The sequence below is a fragment of the Lactobacillus sp. ESL0684 genome (genome assembly GCF_029392675.1).
Lineage (GTDB): Bacteria > Bacillota > Bacilli > Lactobacillales > Lactobacillaceae > Lactobacillus.
On record NZ_CP113941.1, the window covers coordinates 1,152,132 to 1,171,625 of the forward strand.

17 protein-coding genes, 1 other RNA gene and 1 CRISPR repeat array are annotated in these 19,494 nt (G+C 36.4%); of the genes, 2 read left to right on the plus strand and 16 right to left on the minus strand.

The features are described 5' to 3' along the window. Window positions 1-26: 26 nt before the first annotated feature. The 5 genes from OZX56_RS05565 to glpK form a co-directional block, all read right to left on the minus strand. Window positions 27-1,478 carry a HAMP domain-containing sensor histidine kinase gene (locus tag OZX56_RS05565; protein ID WP_277139199.1) on the minus strand — a complete coding sequence of 484 codons (1,452 nt, stop codon included), beginning with the start codon at window positions 1,476-1,478 and terminating at the stop codon, window positions 27-29. Then, window positions 1,475-2,206 carry a response regulator transcription factor gene (locus tag OZX56_RS05570; RefSeq protein WP_277139200.1) on the minus strand — a complete coding sequence of 244 codons (732 nt, stop codon included), beginning with the start codon at window positions 2,204-2,206 and terminating at the stop codon, window positions 1,475-1,477. The genes OZX56_RS05565 and OZX56_RS05570 overlap by 4 nt, the downstream gene beginning before the upstream one ends. Further along, window positions 2,203-2,598: a hypothetical protein gene (locus tag OZX56_RS05575; protein ID WP_277126298.1), complete on the minus strand. Its 396-nt coding sequence runs from the start codon at window positions 2,596-2,598 to the stop codon at window positions 2,203-2,205. Before OZX56_RS05575 ends, OZX56_RS05570 begins: the two co-directional genes overlap by 4 nt. Before the next feature lie 187 nt (window positions 2,599-2,785). Continuing rightward, window positions 2,786-4,528, minus strand: coding sequence for an FAD-dependent oxidoreductase (locus OZX56_RS05580; protein ID WP_277139201.1), 1,743 nt, complete (start codon window positions 4,526-4,528; stop codon window positions 2,786-2,788). A 32-nt stretch (window positions 4,529-4,560) separates the two neighbouring features. Then, window positions 4,561-6,066, minus strand: a complete 1,506-nt coding sequence (glpK, locus tag OZX56_RS05585; protein ID WP_277139202.1) for a glycerol kinase GlpK — start codon at window positions 6,064-6,066, stop codon at window positions 4,561-4,563. 149 nt (window positions 6,067-6,215) lie between these two features. Between glpK and OZX56_RS05590 the strand changes: the two genes are divergently transcribed. Next, entirely contained in the window at window positions 6,216-7,091 is an 876-nt protein-coding gene (locus OZX56_RS05590; RefSeq protein WP_277139203.1) for a LysR family transcriptional regulator, read from the plus strand. Between the two features lie 56 nt (window positions 7,092-7,147). Here OZX56_RS05590 and OZX56_RS05595 read toward each other — a convergent pair whose 3' ends face one another. The 11 genes from OZX56_RS05595 to OZX56_RS05645 all read right to left on the minus strand — a co-directional run bounded on the left by OZX56_RS05595 (window position 7,148) and on the right by OZX56_RS05645 (window position 17,549). Next, window positions 7,148-8,794: a peptide ABC transporter substrate-binding protein gene (locus OZX56_RS05595; RefSeq protein WP_277139204.1), complete on the minus strand. Its 1,647-nt coding sequence runs from the start codon at window positions 8,792-8,794 to the stop codon at window positions 7,148-7,150. A 102-nt stretch (window positions 8,795-8,896) separates the two neighbouring features. After that, window positions 8,897-10,139: a CRISPR direct-repeat array (repeat unit 22 nt; unit sequence CCCCCACATACGTGGGGAATAC). Between the two features lie 252 nt (window positions 10,140-10,391). Next, window positions 10,392-10,758, minus strand: a transfer-messenger RNA (tmRNA) gene (gene ssrA, locus OZX56_RS05600). 61 nt (window positions 10,759-10,819) lie between these two features. Then, window positions 10,820-12,004, minus strand: coding sequence for an acetate kinase (locus OZX56_RS05605; protein ID WP_277139205.1), 1,185 nt, complete (start codon window positions 12,002-12,004; stop codon window positions 10,820-10,822). Window positions 12,005-12,048: 44 nt separating this feature from the next. Next, window positions 12,049-13,050, minus strand: a complete 1,002-nt coding sequence (locus OZX56_RS05610; protein WP_277139206.1) for a class I SAM-dependent methyltransferase — start codon at window positions 13,048-13,050, stop codon at window positions 12,049-12,051. A gap of 181 nt (window positions 13,051-13,231) precedes the next feature. Next, a complete protein-coding gene (locus OZX56_RS05615) occupies window positions 13,232-13,762 on the minus strand; it encodes a ComGF family competence protein (protein ID WP_277139207.1) in 531 nt (176 codons plus the stop codon). Beyond that, window positions 13,722-13,997 (minus strand): hypothetical protein, encoded by a 276-nt coding sequence (locus OZX56_RS05620; protein ID WP_277139208.1) that lies wholly within the window; start codon window positions 13,995-13,997, stop codon window positions 13,722-13,724. Before OZX56_RS05620 ends, OZX56_RS05615 begins: the two co-directional genes overlap by 41 nt. Beyond that, window positions 13,984-14,415: a Prepilin-type cleavage/methylation protein gene (locus OZX56_RS05625; RefSeq protein WP_277139209.1), complete on the minus strand. Its 432-nt coding sequence runs from the start codon at window positions 14,413-14,415 to the stop codon at window positions 13,984-13,986. Before OZX56_RS05625 ends, OZX56_RS05620 begins: the two co-directional genes overlap by 14 nt. Then, a complete protein-coding gene (gene comGC / locus OZX56_RS05630) occupies window positions 14,399-14,746 on the minus strand; it encodes a competence type IV pilus major pilin ComGC (protein ID WP_277139210.1) in 348 nt (115 codons plus the stop codon). Before comGC ends, OZX56_RS05625 begins: the two co-directional genes overlap by 17 nt. A 13-nt stretch (window positions 14,747-14,759) precedes the next feature. Further along, window positions 14,760-15,719 carry a type II secretion system F family protein gene (locus tag OZX56_RS05635; RefSeq protein ID WP_277139211.1) on the minus strand — a complete coding sequence of 320 codons (960 nt, stop codon included), beginning with the start codon at window positions 15,717-15,719 and terminating at the stop codon, window positions 14,760-14,762. 10 nt (window positions 15,720-15,729) lie between these two features. Then, the gene (gene comGA / locus OZX56_RS05640; RefSeq protein WP_277139212.1) at window positions 15,730-16,704 is read right to left on the minus strand and encodes a competence type IV pilus ATPase ComGA; all 975 of its coding nucleotides are present in this window, start codon (window positions 16,702-16,704) and stop codon (window positions 15,730-15,732) included. A 116-nt stretch (window positions 16,705-16,820) separates the two neighbouring features. Continuing rightward, window positions 16,821-17,549 (minus strand): YebC/PmpR family DNA-binding transcriptional regulator, encoded by a 729-nt coding sequence (locus OZX56_RS05645; RefSeq protein ID WP_277126282.1) that lies wholly within the window; start codon window positions 17,547-17,549, stop codon window positions 16,821-16,823. Window positions 17,550-17,761: 212 nt separating this feature from the next. Between OZX56_RS05645 and OZX56_RS05650 the strand changes: the two genes are divergently transcribed. Then, complete coding sequence (locus OZX56_RS05650) at window positions 17,762-19,423, plus strand: amino acid permease (RefSeq protein ID WP_277139213.1); 1,662 nt, start codon at window positions 17,762-17,764, stop codon at window positions 19,421-19,423. The last annotated feature ends 71 nt before the right edge of the window (window positions 19,424-19,494 follow it).

Genomic DNA, 19,494 nt, shown 5'->3' on the forward strand with positions numbered 1-19,494 from the left:
CCACCAAACTAACTGGTAGTGCTTCTTTATTTACTAATAACTTCTTCATAACCCTGATCATAAATCGTTATCACAAACGTTGACCCTTGATTTGGTACCGAATTAACTCTAATTTTACCGCCATGCTGTTTAACCAATGAAGCAACGATTGCTAGACCTAACCCTGACTCTCCCTTACCAAGTCTTGCTCTAGAAGGATCAGCCTTAAAGAAACGCTCAAAAATATATTGCATCTGCTCTTGACTCATACCAATTCCATTATCCGTAACGACGATTTCACTCCCATGTTCAATCCTGCGACCAGTAATCGTAATCTGACCATTAGTAGTAAATTGGATAGCATTTTGGACTAAATTAACAACAATTTGGGTAAAGCGATCACGATCAGCATAAATCAGCAATTTTTGCGGTGATATTACCTGCAACTGATCGTTTGCTTTAACTGCATTTTGTTTGAGTTGAATCTTAACGTCCTCTAGCACCTTAGTTGCATTAAACTGAGTCTTAGTAAGATTAACCTTGTTATTACGAATCTTCTCGTAATCAAGATTTTCATTAACTAGTCGAATCAAACGTTTAGTTTCCCTACTCATCAATGCAATCGATTTTGGCTTCGATTCTTCAGGAATCGCATCATACTGTAAGCCTTCCAAAATACCATTAATCGTTGTAAGTGGAGTCCTCATTTCATGGGCAGCATCAGCCATAAACTGATCTCGGCGCTTTTCTTGTTGTCTAACTTCTTCGTTAGATTTTTTTAGCGTACGCACCATTTGGTTAAAACTAGCAGCTAATTGGTCTATTTCATCATTTCCCTGATATTTAATCTGAACATCAAAGTCGCCAGCTTGCACCTTTTTAGTTGCCCGTGATAATCGTTTAATTTTGCTAGTTGAATAATATGACAAAACTAGACTCAAAATTAATCCAACAATCAAGGCAATAATTAGTGCATTAAATAAATTATGCTTAGCAGTGACAATTGAGCGCTCCACATTCTTGACTCGTGAACCTAGCCAAATCGACCCAATCAGCTTATTTTTATTTGTCCATGGAACTAATACACCGGTATATGCATCCTTAGTATGTCCAAAATAGGCCTTCGAATCATTATTATTTTTTACCCGAATTTCACGTCCCTGGTTCAAAATAGAAAAAACTGACTGGGGTAAACGGAATTTTTGTTCATTTTTAGGATAAATTTGCTTACCAGCTGCATCAAAAATTCTCAAATGCAAGTCATCACTACGTAAAACAAATTGTAATTGATTTAGGAATTCTGAATTAAGCGTGACCGTTCCATTTTTTTGATTAGCAACAGCCAAATCACTTAAAGAAGCAGCATAATCATCCATGCGCTGGTAGTTTTGGGTATAAGCTTGATCTGTAACATACGTGATTTCCGCATAACCAATAATCGCAACCGTAGTAAAAATTATTAGTAAAAAGCTAAGCAGATGTTGATAAATTAACTTCATTTGTCTGCCTGTGAATCATCAAACTTATAGCCAACACCCCAAACTGTTTGAATTACGTTAGCACCAACCTTTTCTAATTTTTGCCGTAATTTTTTAATATGTGCATCAACAGTTCTTTCTTCACCAAAATAATCGTAGCCCCAAACGGACTCTAATAATTGTTCACGCGAAAAGACTTGCTTTGGCTTTTGAGCCATCGTATACAACAAGTCAAATTCTTTCGGTGTAATATTATCTACTAATTGACCATCAAACAGTACTTCGCGCCTAGTTTTGGAAATTTGTACATGATTGGTAGTAAGATCAAAAGATTCAGGTTTGTCACTTGCCTGTACCAGCTTTTGATTATCCTCAATCATAATTCGGCGTAATAGTGCCTTAATTCGAGCAATCAGTGCCAATGGACTAAAAGGTTTAGAAACATAGTCATCCGCTCCTACACCCAATCCTAAAATTTGATCAGCCTCACTATCACGGGCTGTTAACATGATAATAGGAACAGTTGGTGAAATCACGCGAACTTCCTTAGCAACTTGAATCCCATCCTTTTTAGGCAAATTCAGATCTAAAGTAATTAAGTCATATTGGTCTGGGTGTTTGGTGAACTTAGCAATTGCCTCCTCGCCATCAACAGCTACTTCTTGGCTCCAACCCTCTTTTTTAAAGAACATACCCATCATTTCAGCAACTGAGGCATCATCTTCAACCATTAAAATTTTAAGCTTCATTTTCGATCCTTAAGTCCTTTAGTTTTTTCGTGTTTTACTTGATCGGGTTCCACATAATCTGGTGGTAATTCATGACGTTTTTGCAAAAATGCTTTTAAACTTTTTTCCGTTGCCACAATTGGAAATAAAATAAAAAAGTAAAACGTCAATAACCACAGCAAAAAATACCGATCCCATTGCAAAAGATGGATCACTACTCCAATTCCAAGTTGAAGTAGTCCAAAAATAATGCAAAATTGACTTGCTCGTTTTTGGGCAAACTGAAAACTAGCTTGATTAACTTGAGCCAAGTATGAAGAGTAACCATAAAGTGGATTAGCCTGCTTAGCTGGTGCAATTAACCACAAAAGTCCCACACCTAAAATTAGCAAACCACAAGCAATGTATATCATCCTTTCCCCTTTCTATTTCTTCGCTTAACAAAAATAGTTATTACTTTCTTAATTTTAAACTTTTCACAAGCAAAATAAAAATTGTATTGATAATTTAACAAATTAATTAGTAAAAAGTAAAGGACTAACCTCCAAAAATCAATTGGAAGTTAGTCCCTTAAAAATTAATAGTGTTAAGCATGCTACTTTAATTAGTATTCTTTAACCTTTCAAGCCGAGAATCTGCAATTACTTGTTCTAGTTCTTGTGTGCAATAATCCAGTTGCTGCTGATCCCAACCATAATAATTAGCCATGCGGTTAACAACACCCACTTTAACTTTATCTAAAGTATCATTCTTAAATAAGACATGATATGTGCGCCGCAATAAATAATCAACTGGTGTGAGCGTCATTTCTTCTGCTAAGGAATAATCCAGTGCTGCAGTCTGTCCCAAAGTAAGTCCTGGTTCTGGAGTAATTTGCTTAGCACGGTCATAAATTTTGGCTGCTTCTGAACCAAACAGGCTAGCAATTTCTTGAGCATCAGCTGGTGAAATACCAACTGCCTCTCCGGCTTGCGCAATTTTTGCTAGTTCTGCCTCTGCATTATCTGAATCAAAATCGCCACCCGCGACTTTGACTTTAGCTGAATCTGGTAAAACAAAAGCTTCTCCAAAATCATCATGCAGTTTTTGAGCAATCTTTTCCATTGCTCCATTAGCCATAATCCGGTAGTCAGTTAGCTTGCCACCTGCAAGCGTAATAAGTCCATCATCGGCAGTTGTCAATGAACTTCCTCGAGAAACAGCAGAAGGCGCCGAGGTACTATCTGAAACGCTGGCACCAGTCACTGCATCAGCAGCCGCATTACCAGCATCTTCTACGCCGATTAATGGCCGTACACCTGCCCAACTAGCTTCAACGTCAGCCAGTGTTAAATGTGCTGTAGGATATTTTCGATTGATGATCTTTAGTAGGTAATCAACATCACTTTGTTCAACAACTGGATGATTATAATCACCATGAAAATCAGTATCTGTAGTACCAATATAGGTTTTCCCTTCTCTTGGAATGGTAAAAATCATTCTGCCATCTGCGGTGCCTGAACCAAAATAGGTTGGTTGTGGAACCTTTAGCCGTGATTGATCAACTACCAAATGAACCCCTTTAGTTGGACGCAAACGGGCTTCCTTATAAGTTAACTGATCTGTCTGTCTGACTTCATCTGACCACGGACCAGCGGCATTAATAACAACTTTAGCATGAATGTCAAATTCTGTTCCATCTAGCAAATCTTTAACTCTTACGCCATTAACCTGTTTGGCTTCATTATGTAAAATTTTAATTGCTTTTAGCCTACTAACCGCTAAACAGCCAAGTTCGTGGGCCTTTTTGACATTTTCCAAAACTAGCCGAGAGTCATTATTTTGATAGTCTAAATAAACCCCTGCGCCTTCTAAGTTAACTGGATTTAGTTGCGGTTCACGTTTTAACGTTTCTGCTTTATCAATCGTATAATTGGCATATTTAGTTAATGGGGAGTCTCCTTCGATACCAGCTAAGTGATCATATAAATCCATAGCGACCTTAACCGAAAACATTGTAAATGTAGTATCTGGCTCATCATAAATTGGTAAAATCATTGGATCTGGTTGAGTCATGTGCGGTGCAATATGGTGAATGACCGCCCGTTCTTTAACCGTATCAGACACCACTTGTACATCAAAAGTTTTGAGATAGCGTATCCCGCCATGAACTAGTCTAGTTGAACGCGATGAAGTTCCGGCGCCAAAGTCCTGCATATCAATTAATCCAGTTTTCATTTTGGCGCTGCTAGCTTGCAAGGCAATTCCTGCACCAGTAATGCCACCACCAATAACTAATAAATCTAAGTCGATATTTTTTAGCTGCTCAATTTCTTTTTTTCTAGTTTTAAGTGAAAATTCCATTAGTTATCCTCCATTAAAAATTATTATTACCATTAAAGGGCATGATATGAAAAACTTTGAGCCGCCTTTACAGCAGATTGCCAGCCTTTGTATAAGTTTTCCCGTTCAGCTGGTTTCATCTGCGGCTTAAAGACCTTACCTACCTTTTGAATACCTTTTAACTCATCGAGGCTATGCCAAAAACCAATTCCTAAACCAGCTAAAAAGGCAGCACCCAAAGCCGTAGTTTCCAAATTTTCAACTCGTTCAATTTCTATTCCTAAAATATCAGCTTGGAATTGCATTAAATAATCATTATTAGCAGCACCACCATCGACCTTAAGTTTTGGAATAGCAATTTCAGTATCTTGATGCATGGTATCAATTACATCACGACTTTGATATGCCAGTGATTGCAGTGTAGCCTTAATAAAGTCATCACGTGAAGAGCCACGAGTTAAGCCAAAGACTGCTCCGCGCACCTCTGAATCCCAGTATGGCGCACCCAAACCAGTAAAAGCAGGAACCACAAAAACTTCATTGTGATCGCTTGAATTACGAGCAGCAGTTTCCGATTCTGTAGCGTCGCTAATAATTTTCATTTGATCACGCAACCATTGGATAGCCGATCCAGCAACGTAAATACTGCCTTCTAGAGCATAATTTACCTGACCATTAATACCATAAGCAACCGTTGTTAATAGATTATTGGCAGAAAATTCTGGCTCATGTCCCGTATTCATGACTGTAAAAGCACCGGTACCATAAGTGTTTTTAACCATTCCTGGTTCAAAGGCTAACTGACCAAATAACGCAGCTTGTTGGTCTCCAGCCATCCCTGCTATCGGCACCTCACTACCATAAAAATGATAATCTGCTGTTTTACCATATACCTCCGAATTGGTTTTAACTTTTGGTAACATCTGTCGCGGAATATTAAGTAACTTAAGAATGTCATCATCCCAATCAAGTTTTTTAATATTAAACAGCATCGTCCTGCTAGCATTTGAATAATCAGTTACATGAACCTTTCCACCAGTTAGTTTCCAAACCAGCCAGGTATCAATTGTGCCAAATAGCAATTCACCATTTTCTGCTCTCTGCTGAGCACCAGGTACATGATCCAAAATCCAGCGAATTTTTGTAGCTGAAAAATATGCATCAGGAATTAAACCAGTCTTTTGATGAATCATTTCCTGATTTCCATCGGCAATTAATTGATCAGCTAACTTGGAAGTTTGCCTTGATTGCCAAACAATTGCATGATGAATTGGTAACCCCGTCTTTTTGTCCCAAACAACCGTCGTTTCACGCTGATTAGTAATGCCAATACCTGCAATTTGATCAGGTTTGATTTCAGAGTTGATGAACGAATTGGCAATTGTCGACAAAACTGAATTCCAAATTTCATTGGCATCATGCTCAACCCAGCCAGGTTTAGGAAAATATTGTCGAAATTCTTTACGTGATTCAATTACTTTTTTACCATTGTGATCAAAGATGATTGCACGTGTACTGGTTGTGCCCTCATCAATTGCCAAGATATATTTTTGTACCATCTGGAATCACTCCTTTTAATATCAATAATCTTAAGTTTTAAGTAAAAATTCCTTGCTTGCAACTTTAACTCTATACTATCTTTTAAGTAAGCGCTAACATAGAATGATAATAACTTATTACCTAAAGTTATAAGCTCAAGGAGAAACTTATGAAATACAATTTATTGGCTTTTAAATATTTTATTGATGTAGTGGAAACACAAGGATTCACGCCTGCAGCTAAACGTAATTTTGTGTCGCAAACAGCAATTAGTAAGGCTATCAAAAATTTGGAAAATGAGCTCCAACTTAATTTAATCGATCGCTCAACTTCTCATTTTCAGGTTACTCCTGCTGGTATTAACCTATATCATTACTCAATTGCCTTGCTCAAGCATTATGATAACTTTAACGAAAAAGTTAGCAAGCTAGATGATAGTTACCAAACTCTAAAAATCCACTATTTACGTGGATTTAGCCATTGGGCACTCGAGTTATCAAAGAAATTAAGATTAATAAATCCACAGTTACAATTGGAACTTGATACCGAAAAGTTTTCTAGTAGTATAACTAAATTAGCGGCAAATGACTATGATATTTTAGTGGGCTTCTCAACTGCCGTCAGCAAAATTAAGGATATCAGAATTAAGAAGATTGGTACTGCTAACTTTGGGGTACTGCTTCATCAGTCTACTTTTCATAATCAGACGATAAATAAAGAAACTGTAGCTAAACAGTCGCTTTTTTTACAAAAATGGTCAGCTACCGATGGTAACGACGTTCAGACTAAAATTCAAATTATTTTGCAAAAATTGCAGATAAGCTATCAAAAAGTAATTTATCTCGACAGCTTTGACGCTGCGCTAACAAACGTCTACTTAAATCATGGTCTAGCACTTTATCCAAAAGAATTACCACTTAATATCCCCTATACTGACACACTTGGCTATTTACCAGAAATTCCTGCCTTGCAATACGATGTAGTAGCAATCTATAAGGAACCGGCAATCGGCAATATTTTAAACAAAGCTCTGTCGGCAAGTTGATTTTTGAGCATAAAAAATCACTTTGGTTACAGCCAAAGTGATTTAGATGATGATTATTAATCTGTCAATCTCAGGGTAGCCAAATTGTAATTTCCATTAGGTGAAATTATCAAGTTTTTAACTCGAGATTTAGTTAAATGGGCTTCTCCGAGCTGGTATAGCGGACTTACACCTTGCTCTTCATTTAAAATATTTTGAGCATTCTTCAAATCTTGCCAGCGCCTGTTGGCATTATTGGCATCTTCTTTCATACTCCTTGCAACTAACTGATCAAATTTTTTATTAGTCCATTTACCCCAATTGTAACTTGCTTTAGAAGTCATTAACGTTAGAAAATTAATTGGGTCTGGAAAATCTGCCGTCCACGTTGTCACTACTAAGTCAAAATCACCACTACCAGAGCGACTAATTCGACTTTTGAATGGCACATTATTTAACGTGATTTTCATTCCTGGTAATTTTTCTAATTGATTTTGGATAAATTCACATTGCTTCTTGGAAACATCAGTATCGTCACCTAATAAGACTAAATTAAACTTTTTACCTTGATTACCTGTTTCAGCTAAGCCTTGTTGCCAAAGCTTTTTAGCCTTTTTGGGATCATACTTGACATATTTAGCCGCACTAGGTTTAACTTCATCCACAAAATCCTTGGTTTTATCAGCTGGATCAAAAGACATATTCTGCGGTACCAGGCTACTAAGCGGCTTACTACCATCACCTAGAACTTTTTTTGTTAATTGAACTCGATCAATTGATAATGAAATTGCTTGCCTAATCTTTTTATTTCTAAATAATGCCTGCCGCTTTAGGTTAGGTGCCAAATAAAAAATAGAATTCATTTTACGAGAATTATAATCTTTATCGCCTCGCATTTGCTTAGCATTATCACCACTAATAGTCACATCATCTAACTTATTTGATTGATATAAATTTAAAGCAGTAGTTGGATCCTTAACTACCTGATATTGCAGCTTTTTAACTTTAACATTTTTGGCATTCCAATAATTATTATTCTTTATTTCGGTCCAAGTATTATCTGGACTGTCCCAATTAACCAATTTATACGGTCCATTAAAAACTGACGCTTTGGAATTTGTGCCAAACTTTTTACCCCATTTTTTCACAACTTTCTTATTTTGTGGAAAATAAAATTCACCGGTCATTAATTTATTAAAATATGGAATAGGTTTTTCCAAAGTAACCTGCAAAGTATATTTGTCTAAAGCTTTTACTCCTAACGAATTGACTGGTTCTTTACCAGCAGTGATTGCTTCTGCGTTAGCAATCCCTTCATAAATATAGGCATACTGTGATTTAGTCTTAGGATCAACTGTTCGACGCCATGCAAAGACAAAATCAGCAGCTGTCAATTCATCGCCATTGCTCCATTTTGAATGTCGCAAAGGAAAAGTATAGGTCAAGCCGTTGTTAGTCGGTTTAACAATTTTAGTGGCAAGTGCTGGCTTAAGCGTTTTGCCCTCATAACGATATAAACCTTCCATTGTATTTGTTGCAGCCTGACTGCCAATCACATCAGTATTGAGCGACGGATCCATTGTCGCAATGATATCCTTAACCATAAATTTCGCAGTACTATTAACTTTTTTAGGTTGCGAACTATTATTAGTGCCACACCCCACCAAAGTTACCATACTTAATAAACTGGTTATTCCAACTATTACCAATCGTTTTACCTTCATTATCAAACTCCCTATTTTGAGACTGTAAAAGTGTTTTCGTAATTTTACATCGTTTAATATTAAAAGTAAATATATTTTTTATTAAATATAAATAAAAAAGACCCCACATTCGCGTGGGGAATACTGGATACCGATTTTGTCTTCTTTGACAACCGCGGGATCACCCCCACATACGTGGGGAATACGGGTACCAATTCGGTAATCCATTAGATTTTCAAGGATCACCCCCACATACGTGGGGAATACTATAGCCACCAGTTTGTATATGTTCTTGGCTCAGGATCACCCCCACATACGTGGGGAATACGGGTACCAATTCGGTAATCCATTAGATTTTCAAGGATCACCCCCACATACGTGGGGAATACTATAGCCACCAGTTTGTATATGTTCTTGGCTCAGGATCACCCCCACATACGTGGGGAATACGGGTACCAATTCGGTAATCCATTAGATTTTCAAGGATCACCCCCACATACGTGGGGAATACTATTTTTTTTCAGCTTTTAAAGGACTACCTTCAGGATCACCCCCACATACGTGGGGAATACATCCATGTATTAGCTCCACTACAAACCTAGCAGGGATCACCCCCACATACGTGGGGAATACCTTTACAAAATTCTGATAATCGCCATTTACCCAGGATCACCCCCACATACGTGGGGAATACGGCAATCCTTATAATTTTAAGCGTATTGTCCAAGGATCACCCCCACATACGTGGGGAATACTTTCGAAACACGGGAATTACATCAGATTATGAGGGATCACCCCCACATACGTGGGGAATACGATTTTGTTCGGTTTTAGTCCAACTTTGTTCGAGGATCACCCCCACATACGTGGGGAATACCATAGTCTTTTGGGTCAAAGCGAAGCACATTAAGGATCACCCCCCACATACGTGGGGAATACTATGGTTGCAAACTCGAGTTCAGCTGCAAGAAGGATCACCCCCCACATACGTGGGGAATACAATGTGGTAAAATTATCATTAGTTATAGATGGAGATCACCCCCCACATACGTGGGGAATACAAACAGCCATGCAACGCTCCTGCATATCAAAAAATCACCCCCCCACATACGTGGGGAATACGAATCGTGATCAGGTTGGTTATTTATGGGTAAGATCCCCCCCCACATACGTGGGGAATACTTCGCCGGTCGCCTGTAGGGACAGAGTTCCTGAATCACCCCCCCACATACGTGGGGAATACCGTTCGCGTCTTTGTTCAGCTTCTTGTTGTTGAAATCACCCCCCCACATACGTGGGGAATACGCAATTTCATGCTGATTATTGATTAATCCTTTAATCACCCCCCCACATACGTGGGGAATACAGTAAAAAATCACTGATACATCAACATTCAAAAATTAAAAAGATTGAAAAATCATTAGTTCATATTTGTAAACCATATTATATTAGTTAAAATATTTCTAATCAAGCAAGTTTTTAATTTATTAAATACCACTGAAATACAATAAATTTTTCCATATCAAATATTAAAAATATCGAAGACTGGATAATAAGTTTGTATCAAAAGCAATCAAAAAGCCTACCAAATATTAATTTGATAAGCTTTTCAGTTTGTTAATGGAGATGAGGGGAATTGAACCCCTGTCCAAACGCATTCCATCACTGACCTCTACGATCATAGTTATATTATTTGAACTTCACTAGTCCAAAACGCCATATAACAGAGCTAGGATGGACTAGCTAATCTGCTCAGACTCTTTTTAACTATTCAGATGAGGTAGTTAAACGTAACTCATTGATTTGATACCCAATACTAGACATGAGCAATCCAATACCAGGCAAGGCATAACTGCTAAACTAAGCAGCTAATGCGTATGAATTTTCTTTATTTGCAGTTAAAGTTCTGTAACGTTTTAATGTAGCCGTAACCTACAAATCGCAGTCAATGCGAATCTACGCCTGTCGAATCCCAAAACATCCCCGTTTTGACTTCTTAATTATAGCATAAACTACACTTAACATACGAATTAAAAACCTAAAAAACTAGTTCAAATTAGCTAAACGAACAACATCACGTTCAATCATTAATTCCTCATCTGTTGGTATAATCATTGCCTTAACTTTTGAATCAGGCTTAGAAATAAACTTTTCACCATTTGACTTGTTGGCTTCAAAATCAGGTTCCAATCCAACATATTCGAATGATTTCATAACATTTTCACGTACACTACTATCATGTTCACCAATACCAGCCGTAAAGATAATTGCATCTACGCCATTCATTTCAGCAATATACGAACCAACATACTGTACTACGCGATTAACAAAGATATTACGAGCTAGACTAGCTTTTTTATCAGGATTAGTTTCTAAGTCACGCATATCTGAAGAAATTCCAGAAATTCCTACCAAGCCTGATTCATCATTCAAAATATCAATCATTTGATTAATATCAAGATTTTCTTTGTTCATAATATATTGCAAAACAGACGGATCAACATCACCTGAACGTGTACCCATCGTCACACCAGCAAGTGGTGTAAAGCCCATTGAAGTATCAAAAGATTTACCATCTTTAACAGCCGTAACAGAGGCTCCAGATCCCAAGTGACAAACTACCAGCTTTAAATTCTTAGCATCTTTATTTAATAATTCAGCTGCTCTAGCAACAATATATCTAACTGAGGTACCATGAGCACCATATTTACGGACACCATACTTTTCATAGTATTTATTAGGAATAGAATACATATAATGAACTGGATCCAGACTCTGATGAAACGAAGTATCAAATACACCAACTTCTGGTACATTAGGCAATAATTTCATAAATGCCTCAATGCCTTTAGCTTCAGCCGGATTATGCAAAGGAGCATACTCTTTTAAATCATAAATTTTCTGCAATTTTTTTTGATCAATAATTGCAGAATCTGCAAAATCTTCACCACCAGCAACAATTCGATGACCAACACCAACTATCTCATTGAGATCATCAATTACTTGGTATTTCTTTAAAGAATCTAATAATAAGTTAACTGCTGTTTCCTGATCAGGTATAGCAACTTCTTCAGTGTGCTTCTCTGCGTTAGCTAATTCAATTTCAAAAGAAGAGCCATCGATACCAACTCGATCAGCAATTCCTTCAGCTAAAACTTTCTCTTCAGGTAGCGCAAACAGCTTATATTTAAAAGAAGAGCTACCTGAGTTAATTGCTAAAACTTTTTTCATAAATAAAATTCCTCCGCACAAATAACTTTTAAATTTTTCACAAATTAATCAATGTTTTTATTATACCACTCATTTAGCTTAACATTAAGTTTAACCAGTGCTTCCTCTTGCTTAGTTGAGTCCAACTTTGTGAGAAATACTTCACTATTAGTTGCTTCTTGTCCATGATTTTGGAAAACTAAAATTGATTTTTGATTAAATTTATTTTTAAACATTTTATCAGGCAACTCGATTATCGAACGTATAAAAACTTTTTTTGTTAACCAAGGCATAAAATCTGCCCCAACCTTGCCCGCAAGAATTGATTGTGGAACTACTATAAAAGCATAACCAGCTGGCTTAAGATTTTTAATTATTTGCTCAATAAATAATAAGTGAGCAAATGAATGTCCTTGCTGGGCCTTAGTGGCAAATTTTTTAGCATTTTCGTCAACCGGATAATAACCAATGGGCAAATCACTGACTACCACATCTGGACTATCAATTAGCCAAGGATTTAACGCATCCTGGCAATATAAGTCAATTTTAAGGTCATTTAAATGTGCACCAATATCTGCAAAACTTAAAATTTCTTCATCGTTATCAATACCTGTTAATTTGAATTGAAAACTTGAATGATTGACACCCTTAAGTTGATTAATTACCGAATACAATAAATCGCCAGTTCCAATTGCTGGATCAACAACTGTAAGTTGCTTGTTTGGCAGTAATTTTTGCATCATCAACGCTATTACCGTCGAAATTAGCGGCGGTGTTGGCATTTGATTGGTATCTATGCTGTCTTCAGTTTCCGCTTTTAACGTTAATAAAGTAAAAAGTTGCACCTTAGTAGCTCGCGAGAGTTGTCCATATCTTAGCTCTGCATATTTCTGACTTAATATGGCTACAGACTCTTTGTCTGGTGCACCCATTTCAACCTTGATTTTGCCGCTCTCGAGATTATCAAACGTTTCAATTAGTGCATCACTATATGAAACGTTCAACTTTTCCTGTAAAAACTCAACACAATCCGTAAATTTATTAAAAAGATCTTCGATTTTATCCATTATATTCCCCTATCTCTTAGATATTTTAATAGAAATAGGGTAATGCATGCAAGGAAATCATTCGTTAATCAAATATTCAATCAACAATAAGTTATTTTCCATACTATCTCGATAAACTGTTTGATAAAACTGAATAAAAACTATACATGTCGCTAACACTAATACACTGCTTAATAAGGCACTAGCTTTTACTTTTAGGGATTTTAATTTGTGCATTTCTTGTCTTCTTTTTTATTGGTGGTTGCTCTAATTCAAATACTAATTCGGAATAACGATTATCTGTTTCCGTAACCTTTATCAAAATTTGCTTACTAGTATGCGTGAAAATCGCACGCTTGACATTTAGTAACAGCGGCATATGACCACCTTCAGGAGTAGTCATGCGCAACATATTTTTATAAAAGTTCAAAAGATAGGTTTTCTTCTGACCAGATTTTTCTACTTTAACTATGCCGACCTGCCTAGAATTAGAACCACCTTCAAAAATATAAGCAGTTTCGGTTTCATTATCATGAAAAAAACGATCAAATTGAACATAAGCAAACGCGATATCGTCTGTTCGATGACCAGCACGATCAGCCGTTGTAACACTCTTTAACAGGTTCTGTAAAATAGTCACCACCAGTAAAGTAACAAATATGGCAAATATTGCTTCAGAAAGCATAAAACCCTTATTTTTTAATTTGATAAATTTTTTTATTTGTTGCGTCATAAACACTTTGATTACCTGCTAATTCATAAACACAATCATGAACTTCAATTTTAGTTAAACTGGCTTTCTTTAATACATGCCAAGCATAAACACGATCGGTTTTTAACTCCAGCTTGCGTTCTGTTGCTCGACTTTGCCCAACAATCAATGCGATCGAGGTTACCCCTAAGATTGCAATAATTAATGCAATCATACTTTCAGCCAGCAAAAAGCCCTTGAGTTTAATCTTTACCATCAATCACTCTTCCCCACATCATTTGTAATTTGATTTTTTGTGAACTTTTATGGTTACTTATAGTGATTGTTTGTGGTGAAATTGATCCCTTTGCTGATATCTTTAAGCTAGTCAAGTTATAAACTTCAATTTGTGAATCTAGCTTTATTTGACGTGAATAATTTTTGCCAATCAAAGCTATTCTTTTAGAAACTGGATAATAATTAATCATTATTGCTTGATGTCTAATCGTACAGACTCTGGCAGCTTGCTCAATTGAGCTTTTAACTTCCTTAGTGGTATTATTTAAAATCAACTGATCTTGATATGTTCCTAATTGAACAACCCCTAACATAATTAGACTAATCGAGATCACCAGTGTGACCATCATTTCAACCAAGCTAAAACCAGTTAATTTGATTTTACTTATTATTTTCAACCACACCATTAACTACCTTATAATTCTTGGACTTTTCTAACTGGTTCTTGGTCAGATATCCATCATCAAACATATTCTGAAAATTCAATTCCTTACCTTTTCGGGAACTATCTTCTTCATATAATTCCGTTTGTGTCTGTAATGTCGTCTTAAAGGCATCATCAGTCTTATCACTAGCATTTTGCTTTTGCTTAGTTAGATTGGGGGCAATAATCAAAATCAACAAGACGATTATAGCAATAACAACTACCATTTCAATCAAGGTAAAGCCTTGAGGTTTGCGTGTCTTAGCAATAATATTTAATAAATAATTTTTCGCTTTTTTCTTCATCTTGGTTAACTCCTTAAATTTGCTGCATCATCGAATACATCGGCAGCAATAATTTTAAATACATCCCGATAATACATAACCCAATCAAAATAAAACAAAAGGGTTGTACGTTGATAATCGTTTTCTCAATTCTATTAGTTAATTCCGTAAATAAGCTCTGGCCTAATAACAAACATCTGCTACTTAAATCGCCCTTTTTAGACCCTGTTTGCAGCAATAATATTAATTCATCCGGCAAAAATATTTCTTGTTTAATAATTTGCGATAAACTTTTTCCACGTTCTAGCTGCTTTCCAACTTTTACTCCAACAAATTGCTGCAAAGATCCCTTAGTTTGCCTAGAAGCATATTCACACATTTTTTGTAAGGAAAAGCCACTAGCGATCAACAAGCCAACATCATAAACCAATAAATAATTAACATATACTTTAATAACTGGTCCAATAATCGGATAGTGCGACAGTTTTTTTAATGAGTGGTAGTCTTGCTTTTTTAGTAATGCCAATATCTGCGTCAAAAAATACAAAAACAATATGCTCAAAGCTAATATTCCTAGTAATAATAAATCGCCTGTATATTCATTAGTATCTGTAAACTGATCAGATACAAAAGTTTGCATAAAGACTAATAACGCCACCATCATAATTACCAACATAAAGGGATATGACATTTCTGCTTTTAATTTTTTGATTTGCTCATTCTTTAAGCGATTTAAGGTTGCTAGTTGCTTTAAACAGTTTAACAAGTTACCTTGCTCTAAAGCCAAATCAATTTGTGTCACAGTAGTTTTAGAAAAACCGAGTTTAAGCATTTCGTTGCCCAATTGCCCTCCTTGCTGCATTGCTAGATTCAATTTAGTCAAGGTCTTACTTCGCTTAACCCATAATATTGAAATTAGTTCCAAGCTAGTATTCAACGAAAAGCCATTCGCCAAACAATTTTGTAAATAATCAAGAAAAGTCAGTTGTTCCATACTAGATAGCTTATCCTGCTTGAAACTGCTCACATATTTGCGCACTAATCTCGCCTCTTTTCTTTAACTCAGTTAAATTCTGACTCCAAGCAACAAAATTACCTCTTTGACTTTGTAAAATATTTCTCCGTAATACTGATCCAGCTGCAATATCCATTAAGCATGAATAACCGGCTTGCGTTGGCAGCAAACGTTGATAAGTCACCGCTGTTAAACAATTAACCAATTCATTGCGATCAACTTGTAAACTTTCTAGACGAGAAATTGTTTGTAAAGTGCTCTTCGCGTGAACAGTAGCTAACACCAAATGTCCACTCAAAGCCGCATCAACTGCTAGTCTTGCTGTAGTGGCATTACGAATTTCTCCAATAATTAAAATATCTGGTCGATGCCTTAGCGCTGCTTCCAACAAACGTGTGTAACTAATCTCTGCTTCCAAATTAACTTGTGTTTGCAAGAAGCTGGATTCCTGAATCTCAACTGGATCTTCAATTGTCATCACCATTTGGTTTTGTCCCACATACTTAGCAAGTTTGTACATTGTCGTTGTTTTACCAGATCCTGTTGGGCCGCTGGTAATAACTAAACCGCGCTTATGTGTTAAAGAGCGCAACTGGTCAATTTGTTCAGGCAAAAAATATTGTCCAGTATTAACTTGATAAATAATTCGAATCACTAACGATTCTTTATCAGTAAAATCGCCCACACTAGATAAACGCAAGTAAAAATTTACGTCATTAACTTGATAAGTTAATGCCCCTACTTGAGGCCTACGATGCTCGGCAATATCCATTTGTGCAGCATATTTTAAAAAGTTAATAATTTCCTTACCTTCGTTTTCGGTAAAATTTGCTTGGTTAGTAAACCCTTTTAATGTACGTAAGTTAACCAATAACTGGTTATCGTCTGGCAAAAAGAAAATATCACTAGCATGCTTAGAAATTGCTGTTTCAATCAAATTACCTACCACTTCTTTAATCCGCATACATACCTCCTTTACATTTGTCAACAAAAATATATACGCAAAAATAGTAGTATTTTTTTGGCAAAACAAAAAATCACCCAAAATAATTTGAGTGATTTCTAAATTAACTTATTTAATTAGTCTTCGTCAGCTGCCGCAGTATAAACATTTTGGACATCATCATCGTCTTCTAATGCATCAACTAAATTAGCAAACTGTTCCTTCTTATCAGCTGGAACTGGGGTAGTATTTTCTGGAATCATCGTCAACTCAGCGTTAGCAAACTGATAACCTGCTTTAGCGAGTGCATCACGCACCTGAGCAAATTGCTTAGGGTCAGTATAGATCTCAAAAGCATCGTCACTAGTTTGCAAATCATCGCCACCTGCATCCATTACATCAAGTAACATCTGATCTTCATCAGCATCAGTAGTCGAACGGTCAATTACTAAATAACCTTTACGATCAAACATATAGGCAACAGAACCAGTAGCACCAAGTGAGCCACCATTACGTGTAAAAGCCACCCGCACTGCCGAAGCAGTCCGATTTTTGTTATCAGTTAAAGCTTCTACAAAAACTGCTACGCCGCCCGGTGCGTAACCTTCATAAGAAATTTCATCGTAATGCTCATCTGAATTACCATCAGCTTTTTTAATTGCACGATCAATATTAGCCTTAGGCATATTATTAGAACGAGCCTTATCAATTACCATCCGCAAGTTAGGATTCCCTGAGGGGTCAGGACCACCATTCTTTGCAGCCATATATATTTCACGAGATAGTTTTTGGAAAATTTTACCTCTCTTAGCGTCTTGCGCATTCTTGCGGCCCTGAATATTGTGCCATTTTGAATGTCCTGACATAAGAATCCTTCTTTCTTTTTTATAATATTAACGATAATAATCTTACAACATGACCACAGAAAATTCAATACTAGCAACATTTTAAGCAAATTTTTCTTAATTTTGAACTAGTATACAAGTTTTTCAGCTAGATAACTCCAATTTACTCTAGTCAGCCAATCAATTAATGAGTAAAATAGAAACGTTGATTATTTTTAAAGGAGAGAAAATAAGTGGATGAAATAAATGCAAAACCGAAATATATTTCGTGGCCAGTCTTGACCTTAATGGCCTTTTGTACAGTTATTGGTCTTGACGATATTATGTATAATTTTCAGAACCAAGGTATGCCTGTTGTTACTTCATGGATTATTATGTGTATTTTTTACGTAATTCCATATTCATTAATGGTTGGACAACTAGGTTCTGTCTTCAGTAAAGAAGGTGGTGGCCTATCTTCATGGGTGCGTGGTACTGATGGCGAATTTCTAGGCTACTTTACTGCTTGGACCTATTGGGCAGCTTCTATTCCTTATGCAGTCGATTCTGCTAATGAATTAATCGTCGATATTGGCTGGGCATTAACTGGCTCGGAAAAATTTCAAAGTCAAATTTCTAACACTAAGTTTGCTTTAATGACTTTTGCCTTATTCATTATCTTCATTATTGTCGAACATTACTTTTCGCGTTCAATGGAATTCCTATCTACCATTGGTGGTGGCTTAATGCTCGTTATGACCTTAATGTTTGTTTTCTTAGCATTTTTAGGCCTAGCAAAATCAGGTGGTCATATGGCAACTCATCCATTTACTTGGAAAACCCTGATTCCTAAATTTGATATGCACTATTGGACAACCATCGCCATGTTAATCTATGCCCTTAACGGTTGTGAATTGGTTGCCCCCTATGTCACCCAAATGAAAAAGCCAAAATCTGATTTCCCTAAAGCTATGATAGCTTTAGCTACAATGACCATTTTCTTAACCGTTTTTGGATCGTTTGCCTTAGGAATCTATATTGATGCTTACCATATTCCTAACGATTTAAAAATGAATGGTGCCTATTACGTCTTTGACATGGTCGGACACCAATACGGCTTGGGTAAAGGCTTGCTCTACTTTTGGGCTTGGACTTCTGTTTTTTATAACGCTGCGTTATTAGCCGTTTTACTTGATGCCATGACCAGAATGTTAATTTCTGATACTGGTGATAAATATATGCCGCGCTTTTTACGTAAAAAGGACAAGAACGATTTACCAGTTAATGGTTATATTCTAACTGTTTCACTTTCTGCATTTATCATGCTGTTGGGAATCTTTTTGCCAGATATGAATGACATCTTTAACTGGTTACTAAACCTTAATGGTATTATCTCACCTGGTGTTACTTGTTGGATTTTCTACTCTTTCATGCGGATTCGCAAAAATCCAGAAAAATTCCCATCTAATTACACATTCATTAAAAATGATAAGTTAGCGTATCTAGTTGGTTTACTTTTACTAATAGTCACTGCAGTGGCCACTGTTTTAGGAATTGCCCCTCAAGATGTTAAGCAATTCAGTGGTTATTGGTGGTACGAATTAATCATTAATATTGTTGCCGTAGTTGTTTTAATCGGTTTAGGAGCAATCTTACCAGGAATCAGACGCCGTGAAGAAGAGTATGGAATTGCCTTTAGCAGAGACCAGTGGCTAAGTATGTCTGTACTAATTATTGGTTCTGTAATTCTAGATCTTTATCTTGGTGCTCAAAAGCAGCTCTTTGACATCTCAGCTATTAATCTTGGTCAGATGAAGTTAGGACTCAATATTATCTTAATCATTATTGAAGTCGCAGTTGCTATCTTTATTTGCTGGCAAATCGGCAAAAGAAAACCTAATCAAGTTAAAAATTAATCATTAGCATAGCTCTTATTTTCTTGGTAAACCAAATACAAGTAGGAACGTCAACTCTTTTTATCTAATGA

Excerpts from the sequence above, each read along its gene's own strand:
- OZX56_RS05565 (WP_277139199.1), bottom strand. The coding sequence starts at position 1,478 with ATGAAGTTAATTTATCAACATCTGCTTAGCTTTTTACTAATAATTTTT.
- OZX56_RS05570 (WP_277139200.1), bottom strand. The coding sequence starts at position 2,206 with ATGAAGCTTAAAATTTTAATGGTTGAAGATGATGCCTCAGTTGCTGAA.
- OZX56_RS05575 (WP_277126298.1), bottom strand. The coding sequence starts at position 2,598 with ATGATATACATTGCTTGTGGTTTGCTAATTTTAGGTGTGGGACTTTTG.
- OZX56_RS05580 (WP_277139201.1), bottom strand. The coding sequence starts at position 4,528 with ATGGAATTTTCACTTAAAACTAGAAAAAAAGAAATTGAGCAGCTAAAA.
- glpK (WP_277139202.1), bottom strand. The coding sequence starts at position 6,066 with ATGGTACAAAAATATATCTTGGCAATTGATGAGGGCACAACCAGTACA.
- OZX56_RS05590 (WP_277139203.1), top strand. The coding sequence starts at position 6,216 with ATGAAATACAATTTATTGGCTTTTAAATATTTTATTGATGTAGTGGAA.
- OZX56_RS05595 (WP_277139204.1), bottom strand. The coding sequence starts at position 8,794 with ATGAAGGTAAAACGATTGGTAATAGTTGGAATAACCAGTTTATTAAGT.
- OZX56_RS05605 (WP_277139205.1), bottom strand. The coding sequence starts at position 12,004 with ATGAAAAAAGTTTTAGCAATTAACTCAGGTAGCTCTTCTTTTAAATAT.
- OZX56_RS05610 (WP_277139206.1), bottom strand. The coding sequence starts at position 13,050 with ATGGATAAAATCGAAGATCTTTTTAATAAATTTACGGATTGTGTTGAG.
- OZX56_RS05615 (WP_277139207.1), bottom strand. The coding sequence starts at position 13,762 with ATGACGCAACAAATAAAAAAATTTATCAAATTAAAAAATAAGGGTTTT.
- OZX56_RS05620 (WP_277139208.1), bottom strand. The coding sequence starts at position 13,997 with ATGGTAAAGATTAAACTCAAGGGCTTTTTGCTGGCTGAAAGTATGATT.
- comGC (WP_277139210.1), bottom strand. The coding sequence starts at position 14,746 with ATGAAGAAAAAAGCGAAAAATTATTTATTAAATATTATTGCTAAGACA.
- OZX56_RS05635 (WP_277139211.1), bottom strand. The coding sequence starts at position 15,719 with ATGGAACAACTGACTTTTCTTGATTATTTACAAAATTGTTTGGCGAAT.
- comGA (WP_277139212.1), bottom strand. The coding sequence starts at position 16,704 with ATGCGGATTAAAGAAGTGGTAGGTAATTTGATTGAAACAGCAATTTCT.
- OZX56_RS05645 (WP_277126282.1), bottom strand. The coding sequence starts at position 17,549 with ATGTCAGGACATTCAAAATGGCACAATATTCAGGGCCGCAAGAATGCG.